Source organism: Pandoraea terrigena (assembly GCF_902459705.1).
GTDB classification, from domain to species: Bacteria; Pseudomonadota; Gammaproteobacteria; order Burkholderiales; family Burkholderiaceae; genus Pandoraea; species Pandoraea terrigena.
In genome coordinates this window covers 1-3342 of record NZ_CABPRU010000026.1, presented here as the reverse complement: position 1 = coordinate 3342, position 3342 = coordinate 1, and the positions used below count along the sequence as shown (strand labels likewise).

The window sequence follows — 3342 nt, the reverse complement described above, 5'->3', positions numbered from 1 at the left end:
GGGGGCATAGCTCAGCTGGGAGAGCACCTGCTTTGCAAGCAGGGGGTCGTCGGTTCGATCCCGTCTGCCTCCACCAAAACCTTAGATCGCACATCGATGTCAGTCAAAAGCTTTTACGTCTGCGGTAAATCCCCAAGAATGTGAATGTTTTTGAATGACAGCAATGTCATGCAGTATTTGTTCTTTAACAATTTGGAAGAAGTAGTAGTACAACGGAAGCGCGTTAGAGATGGCGCGTGGAAATTGTACGGGTTGTGATTGTATCAACCAGTATTTAAGTGATCGAAAGATGACTTGGAATACGGCACAACGCGATAACTCAACCTATAAGGAATCTGTGCTCTGCATCGGATCCTCGTAAGCGCTAAAGCGCTAACGATGATCGAGAAGACACACTCGTTATAGGGTCAAGCGAATAAGTGCATGTGGTGGATGCCTTGGCGATTACAGGCGATGAAGGACGCGATAGCCTGCGAAAAGTTGTGGGGAGCTGGCAAATAAGCATTGATCCACAAATGTCCGAATGGGGAAACCCGGCCCAATGGGTCATCCTAGACTGAATACATAGGTCTAGCGAAGCGAACGCGGCGAACTGAAACATCTAAGTAGCTGCAGGAAAAGAAATCAACCGAGATTCCCAAAGTAGTGGCGAGCGAAATGGGACCAGCCTTCAAGATTTAGCACCGGTGTTATCAAAACGGAATGGAAAGTCCGGCCATAGTGGGTGATAGCCCCGTATGAGAAAACCCTGGTGTGGAACTAAGCTTGAGAAAAGTAGGGCGGGACACGTGAAATCCTGTCTGAAGATGGGGGGACCATCCTCCAAGGCTAAATACTCGTAATCGACCGATAGTGAACCAGTACCGTGAGGGAAAGGCGAAAAGAACCCCGGGAGGGGAGTGAAATAGATCCTGAAACCGCATGCATACAAACAGTAGGAGCCTCGCAAGGGGTGACTGCGTACCTTTTGTATAATGGGTCAGCGACTTACATTCAGTGGCGAGCTTAACCGAATAGGGAAGGCGTAGCGAAAGCGAGTCCGAATAGGGCGTTCAGTCGCTGGGTGTAGACCCGAAACCAAGTGATCTATCCATGGCCAGGTTGAAGGTGCGGTAACACGTACTGGAGGACCGAACCCACTAATGTTGAAAAATTAGGGGATGAGCTGTGGATAGGGGTGAAAGGCTAAACAAACTTGGAAATAGCTGGTTCTCTCCGAAAACTATTTAGGTAGTGCCTCGTGTATCACCTTCGGGGGTAGAGCACTGTCATGGTTGAAGGGTCCATTGCGGATTACTTCGCCATAGCAAACTCCGAATACCGAAGAGTGCAATCACGGGAGACAGACATCGGGTGCTAACGTCCGGTGTCAAGAGGGAAACAACCCAGACCGCCAGCTAAGGTCCCTAAATATTGCTAAGTGGGAAACGAAGTGGGAAGGCTAAAACAGTCAGGAGGTTGGCTTAGAAGCAGCCACCCTTTAAAGAAAGCGTAATAGCTCACTGATCGAGTCGTCCTGCGCGGAAGATGTAACGGGGCTAAGCAATATACCGAAGCTGCGGATGCGAGCTTGCTCGCATGGTAGGAGAGCGTTCTGTAAGCCTGTGAAGGTGTCTTGTGAAGGATGCTGGAGGTATCAGAAGTGCGAATGCTGACATGAGTAGCGATAAAGGGGGTGAAAGGCCCCCTCGCCGTAAGCCCAAGGTTTCCTACGCAACGTTCATCGGCGTAGGGTGAGTCGGCCCCTAAGGCGAGGCAGAGATGCGTAGCTGATGGGAAGCAGGTTAATATTCCTGCACCGTCGTATGATGCGATGGGGGGACGGATCGCGGAAGGTTGTCCGGGTGTTGGAAGTCCCGGTCCCTGCAGTGGAGAAGGCGCTTAGGCAAATCCGGGCGCGTAATTCAAGGCTGTGGGGCGAGTACCTTCGGGTACGAAGCAATTGGAAGTGGTTCCAAGAAAAGCCTCTAAGCTTCAGTCATACGAGACCGTACCGCAAACCGACACAGGTGGGCGAGATGAGTATTCTAAGGCGCTTGAGAGAACTCGGGAGAAGGAACTCGGCAAATTGGTACCGTAACTTCGGGATAAGGTACGCCCTTGTAGCTTGACTGGCTTGCGCCAGAAGGGTGAAGGGGTTGCAATAAACTGGTGGCTGCGACTGTTTAATAAAAACACAGCACTCTGCAAACACGAAAGTGGACGTATAGGGTGTGACGCCTGCCCGGTGCCGGAAGATTAAATGATGGGGTGCAAGCTCTTGATTGAAGTCCCGGTAAACGGCGGCCGTAACTATAACGGTCCTAAGGTAGCGAAATTCCTTGTCGGGTAAGTTCCGACCTGCACGAATGGCGTAACGATGGCCACACTGTCTCCTCCCGAGACTCAGCGAAGTTGAAGTGTTTGTGATGATGCAATCTACCCGCGGCTAGACGGAAAGACCCCATGAACCTTTACTGTAGCTTTGCATTGGACTTTGAACCGGTCTGTGTAGGATAGGTGGGAGGCTTTGAAGCAGGAACGCTAGTTTCTGTGGAGCCGTCCTTGAAATACCACCCTGGTTTGTTTGAGGTTCTAACCTAGGTCCGTAATCCGGATCGGGGACAGTGCATGGTAGGCAGTTTGACTGGGGCGGTCTCCTCCCAAAGTGTAACGGAGGAGTACGAAGGTACGCTAGGTACGGTCGGAAATCGTGCTGATAGTGCAATGGCAAAAGCGTGCTTAACTGCGAGACTGACAAGTCGAGCAGGTGCGAAAGCAGGTCATAGTGATCCGGTGGTTCTGTATGGAAGGGCCATCGCTCAACGGATAAAAGGTACTCTGGGGATAACAGGCTGATACCGCCCAAGAGTTCATATCGACGGCGGTGTTTGGCACCTCGATGTCGGCTCATCTCATCCTGGGGCTGTAGCCGGTCCCAAGGGTATGGCTGTTCGCCATTTAAAGAGGTACGTGAGCTGGGTTTAAAACGTCGTGAGACAGTTTGGTCCCTATCTGCCGTGGGCGTTGGAAGTTTGAAGGGGGCTGCTCCTAGTACGAGAGGACCGGAGTGGACGAACCTCTGGTGTACCGGTTGTCACGCCAGTGGCATCGCCGGGTAGCTATGTTCGGAAGAGATAACCGCTGAAAGCATCTAAGCGGGAAACTCGCCTTGAGATGAGACTTCCCTGGGAACTCGATTCCCCTGAAGGGTCGTTCAAGACCAGGACGTTGATAGGTCAGGTGTGGAAGCGCAGTAATGCGTTAAGCTAACTGATACTAATTGCCCGTGAGGCTTGATCCTATAACCAGTGTGTTTTCCTGGTGAGTATCGCACTCAGTGCCGATACAACTCGCAACCCA

General features: G+C 51.6%; 1 tRNA gene and 1 rRNA gene. Both read left to right on the top strand.

Annotated features, from left to right (window positions below):
- Positions 1 to 76: transfer RNA gene (locus PTE31013_RS24620), tRNA-Ala, on the top strand.
- Positions 77 to 405: 329 nt separating this feature from the next.
- A 23S ribosomal RNA gene (locus PTE31013_RS24615) occupies positions 406 to 3283 on the top strand.
- Positions 3284 to 3342 lie beyond the last annotated feature (59 nt).